Below are 4,839 nucleotides of genomic sequence, written 5' to 3'. Positions count from 1 at the left end.
CTGCGACTGCTTTTCACCCTGTGCGCGGATGATGTTCGACTGCTTGTCACCCTCGGCCTGCTCGACCGCCGAGCGGCGTTCCCCCTGCGCTTCGAGGATCATCGCCCGACGACGACGCTCCGCCGACGTCTGCTGCTCCATCGCCTGCTGGACGTCCTTCGAGGGGTTGACCTCGCGAACCTCGACGCTCTCGACGCGGATCCCCCACTCGTCGGTCGGCTCGTCCAGCTCGCGGCGGATCTTCGCGTTGATCTCTTGGCGTTTGTTCAGCGTGTCGTCGAGTTCCATCACCGGCGAGTTGTCCCGCGTGATCGCCTCTTGTCGCGGCACGTCCAGCGTCTGTGTCCGCATATCGAACGCGTACGTCCGCGACACGAACGGCGGGATCAGGTTGATACCGGGTTCGAGCAGCTTCCGGTACTCGCCGAAGACGGTGAGCGTCTTCTTCTCGTAGGCGTCGACGATCACGAACGACTGCCAGAGCGTGATCACCACCAACATGAGGAACAACAGTCCAACGCTTACCAAGCCGAAACCGAACTGGAGGGGAAGTGGGTCCATACCCTCGATTGGGGAATCGGACGCTTAATTGTTCGCCCGGACGCCGGTCACGTCGACTGATCGAGCGCGCGATCGCCCGGGACCGCCAGTCCGGATCGTGGATCGCGAGCGTCGAGCCGTCGACGCCACAGGGACTGTTGACCGACGCTAGGGTCCGCCAACCGATGTCGGAGGGGCCACCGACCGACACTCAGTCACCTTCTAGGGTGAACCGTTCCGCGACGTTCTCCAGGGTCGCGCGCAGCTGACGCTCATTGAACCGACGGACGACGGGCTCACCGAGCGAAGTGAGGGCGTTCTCCGGCAGGTCGTACTCGGCCGCATAAGTGAGCGCGGTGCCGTCGCCGTCGGGTTCGAACTCCAGCGTGATCGTTCCCTCGAGTCGGCCGCGCATCTCGAAAGCCATCCGCTCGTTCGGCTCGTGGACCGTCTGTACGAGCTCGCCGTCGATCCCCATCCCGGCCATTCGGTAGGTAAACGACAGTCGCTTTCCGCCGTTTTCGAGAGGTTCAACGTCCCGGACGTCGGTGAGCCGCGGCGTCACTGCGGCGTGGTTGTGCGGGTCGTCCATGAACTCGAACACCGTTGCGACATCGGCATCGACGTGGATCGTATCGCGTGCGGAGAACATGGCGTCAGTGGGTGATGATGACTGGTGGTAGGTGCTTGCCGGTGGTGTTACGGGTCGACGTACGCCTCGACCAGTTTGCGCTCGGCCGCGCGGAGGTGCTGGTGGAACGTCTGTCGAGTGATTCCCATCCGGTCGGCGATCTCAGAGCCGTCCACCGGGCGGGGCCACTCGAAGTAGCCGTTCAGCTCGGCGGTTTTCAGTGCCGACCGCTGTCGCTCCGTGAGCCGGTCGTCGACCTCGGCCGCGAACTCGGTGAGGCTCCGGTCACGGCTCTCCCGCTCGACGCGCGAGCGGAGCTCGACCCCGTCGTACTCCGCCCGGAGCACGTCGAGCATCGAGCGGACGTCCTGTTCCGGCGGAGCCTCGATGGTCAGGTGGGCGCTCGTCGGCTCCGCGCTCGCGTCGGCGACGACGCCGCCGTGTTCCGCGAGGCGGGTGAACGGCGGCGATTCCGTGGCGGTGACAGAGAACGTCACGTCGTCGTTCGTCTCCGAGACCGCTCGAGAGGATCGGACGAACGGGAGCGTCTCGATCCCCTCGATGGTCTCCTCGTCGGCCCCACATTCGGTCTTGAGGTACAGCTCGCAGGCGTCGTCGTCCAGCCGCGTGGTCCCGAGGAGATCCACCGTTCCGCCGACGGCGTCGGCGATCCGCGAGAGCGTGAACGAGTCGTCGGTGACATCGACACAGAGCTCGACGACCCGATCCGTGGTGAGGATCCGGGTCGTCTCGACCGAGTGGAGCCCGTTGGCGATCATCTTCCCGACCGACTTGCACACCTTCCGCTCCCGGCGGTCGAGGGCGTTCTCCTCGCTGCTGTAGATACCCAACAGACCGTAGCGCCGATGGCCGTAGGTGACGGGGACGACGAGCAGCCGCCGGCCGCCGACCGTCTTCGGCGCGAGCGGACCGCCCGCACAGCTGCCGGCGGAACAGCCCTGCACCTCATCGGTGTCGATGGCACGTCTGACCTCCATCGGCGTCTCCTCCAGCGACAGCGAGAGGCCGTCATCGATCGGGAGCCCGCTCGACGACGTCAGCTCCAAGCGCCCGGTTCCCGACGACACCTCGGCGATCCATCCCCCCATGTAGCCGGGCTCGTCAGCGATCTCCTCACACACTTTCCGGGAGATGGTGTCCGCATCCGTTCCCTCAACCAGGATCCGGCTGATCTCGCTGAGGAGCCCGTTGACCCGTCCGAGGACCCGATCGAGTGCCTGTCGTTCGGCGGCGATCTTCTCCGCGCGCTCGTCGGCGAGCCGTTCGGCTGTTTTACGATCGGTGACGTCGTTCTGGAACCCCACGTAGTGGACCAGCTCGTCGTCGTCGAACACCGGTGCGACCGTGAGCTCGTTCCAGAACGGGGTGCCGTCGCGACGGTAGTTACGGATCTCGACGGTGACCGGTTCCTCGTTTTCGATCGCGCCGGCGAGCCGTCCGACCGTCTCGGGGTCCGTTTCGGGGCCCTGAAGGAACCGAGGGTTCCGACCGAGCACCTCCTCTTTCGGGTAGCCGGTGTGGTCTTCCCACGCATCGTTGACGTACACGAGCGGGCCGTCGTCGAGCTCCGGGTCGCAGATGCTGAGCCCGATCGGGGCCTCGTTGACGGCGCGCTCGATATCGGCCGTGGACGGCTCGTGGCCGTCGATATCCTGTTTGGTCTGGCTGATCACGCCGCCCGAGCTGACGGCGGCAACGTCGTCGACGAGCGACGACACCGACTCGTCCCCGTTCTTCCGGATAACGCGGTCGGCACCGTGCCGATACGCCGCCCGTGAGACCTCCTCCACGTCGGTGACGGCGTCCGTGAACAGGACCGCGGGGAGGTCGATTCCGGACTCCTCTAACGCTTTGAGCAGTGCGACCCCGTCGTCTCCGGGCAGGTCGTACTCGCTCACCAAGCAGTCGTACGTACCGGTGGTGGCTTTCGCCACGGCTGCCGTGGCAGTGTGGACCGGGGTTACATCGAACCCTTCGGTCTCGAGGGCGGACGCGATCCGGTCGATCCCGTCTCGCGGGTGGGCTAAGAGTGCCCGGGATCCCGACATACGTGACCGTTGGTGGCACGATGGATTAAGCGTTGGTGCTATGGCGCGAGCGCGAGTCAACCGACGTGACGCCCATCGACGCAGCGACCACCGACGTGGCAGCCACCGAGCCGGGAACTATTTAAAGAACGAAATAATCCGACTGAGCACACAACCCCGCGGATAACGTAGGTGCGTTCATGTCGACGTCAAGCGCGAGTTTCGCCCGCAGTCGCCTTTTCGACGAACCGGAACGGGCCGCGATCGACGTCTCCCGCGGCGCGTTGCTCGTCCTGACGGTCGGGTTCGCCGCCCTGTACGCGACGGGGACTGAACTGGCCTTACACACGCAGATGCTCGTCTACCTCGTCGGAATGGTCGCGTTGAACCTGCCACACGGCGGGTACGAGCACTTCTCGAACCTTCGGCGGCGTGGTCTCCCGTTCGGTGCGCGCTACGTCGTCCTGTACCTCGGCTTCGTGGCCGGGTTCATCGCGCTGTTCGTCCTCGCACCGCTGCCGGCGCTCGCGATCGCGTTCGGGACCGCGGTCGCGAAAGGCGGGCACGGCGACCTCCGGGTGATGGACGCGATCGTCGGGAGCGACCACCTCGTCTCCCGTCCACAGCGCGCGCTCGCCGCGTTCGTCCGCGGCGGTGCCGTGATGATCGTCCCCGCGGTGTTCTGGACCGAGACGTTCTACGCGTTCACAGGATACATGCTGAACGTCTTCGGCGGAACGCTCGTCGGTCCGGCCGCCTCGAACCCCGAAGGATTCGTCACGGTCCTCGGTGCGGTGTACGGAGTGGCCGTACTGGCACACCTCGGCGGCGGCCTCGCGACCGCCGGCGTCTCGACGTCGTGGCTCTACGACGTGCTCGAAACCTCGCTGCTCGTCGCGTTCTTCGCGTTCGTCCCCGTCGTCGTCGCCATCGGACTGTACTTCCCGCTGTGGTACTCCCTGCGCCAGTCGGGTCGGAGCATCGTCGTCGAGAAGGCCCGACCGAGCCGCACCGAGGGCGTCTCGGTGGTGATGGCGTGGGGCGTCCTCGTCGTCGGCGCGCTCGTGACCGCGCTGGTGGCGGCGTTGCTGTGGACCGTGGCCCCGAACCCGCTGGCCGGCGCGTCGCTGCTGCCGGGCGCGGTCGCCTTCTACACCATCTTCGTGTGTATCATTGCGCTCCCGCACGTCGTGGTCGGCGAGTGGCTCGACTTCGGTCGAGGTATCTGGCACGTCCCCTGATCCCAGACACGGAACGGGTCGACGGGCCGATCGATCGGGGCCAACGGCGTCCGTCGGATAATAAACCCTAAAACCCGGCTCGTCGACCGATCCGGTATGTATCTGCGGTTCGTCGATCGGCTCGGTCTCGCGGACGCGGTCACCGTGGCAAACGCTGCAGTCGGCTTCTTAGCCGTGATCGCCGCCACCGTCGACGTTACGCTCGCGGCTCGGCTGATCCTGTTGGCTGCCATCGCCGATGGCCTCGACGGCGTCGTCGCCAGACACCGCGGTTCGACGCCCGCGGGCCCGTATCTGGACTCGCTCGCTGACGTCGCCTCTTTCGGGGTCGCGCCCGCTCTCCTCGTCGCGGTCGTCGTCGTCGACACCGCTTCGTTCG

At 66.2% G+C, this 4,839-nt stretch carries 5 protein-coding genes; 2 read left to right on the top strand and 3 right to left on the bottom strand.

Going from position 1 to position 4,839, the window contains the following annotated elements; all coding sequences use genetic code 11:
- From ACFQEU_RS11860 to ACFQEU_RS11850, 3 genes are all read right to left on the bottom strand, one after another.
- The coding region (locus tag ACFQEU_RS11860; protein WP_379782387.1) for an SPFH domain-containing protein at positions 1-561 on the bottom strand (561 nt) is incomplete at its 3' end.
- Between the two features lie 190 nt (positions 562-751).
- A complete protein-coding gene (locus ACFQEU_RS11855) occupies positions 752-1,192 on the bottom strand; it encodes an SRPBCC family protein (RefSeq protein WP_379782385.1) in 441 nt (146 codons plus the stop codon).
- A gap of 47 nt (positions 1,193-1,239) precedes the next feature.
- Positions 1,240-3,240 (bottom strand): bacterio-opsin activator domain-containing protein, encoded by a 2,001-nt coding sequence (locus tag ACFQEU_RS11850; RefSeq protein WP_379782383.1) that lies wholly within the window; start codon positions 3,238-3,240, stop codon positions 1,240-1,242.
- A gap of 179 nt (positions 3,241-3,419) precedes the next feature.
- Between ACFQEU_RS11850 and ACFQEU_RS11845 the strand changes: the two genes are divergently transcribed.
- Positions 3,420-4,460: a Brp/Blh family beta-carotene 15,15'-dioxygenase gene (locus ACFQEU_RS11845; RefSeq protein ID WP_379782381.1), complete on the top strand. Its 1,041-nt coding sequence runs from the start codon at positions 3,420-3,422 to the stop codon at positions 4,458-4,460.
- A 96-nt stretch (positions 4,461-4,556) separates the two neighbouring features.
- The coding region (locus ACFQEU_RS11840) for a CDP-alcohol phosphatidyltransferase family protein (protein WP_379782379.1) at positions 4,557-4,839 on the top strand (283 nt) is incomplete at its 3' end.

This window comes from Halorubrum tibetense (assembly GCF_042661865.1).
Classification (GTDB): Archaea; Halobacteriota; Halobacteria; order Halobacteriales; family Haloferacaceae; genus Halorubrum; species Halorubrum tibetense.
Note: the sequence above shows the minus strand (reverse complement) of the source record. Positions and strands in the feature narration are given on the sequence as shown.

Bases quoted from the DNA above. Each gene is read 5' to 3' on its own strand.
- ACFQEU_RS11855 (WP_379782385.1), bottom strand. From the start codon at position 1,192: ATGTTCTCCGCACGCGATACGATCCACGTCGATGCCGATGTCGCAACG.
- ACFQEU_RS11850 (WP_379782383.1), bottom strand. From the start codon at position 3,240: ATGTCGGGATCCCGGGCACTCTTAGCCCACCCGCGAGACGGGATCGAC.
- ACFQEU_RS11845 (WP_379782381.1), top strand. From the start codon at position 3,420: ATGTCGACGTCAAGCGCGAGTTTCGCCCGCAGTCGCCTTTTCGACGAA.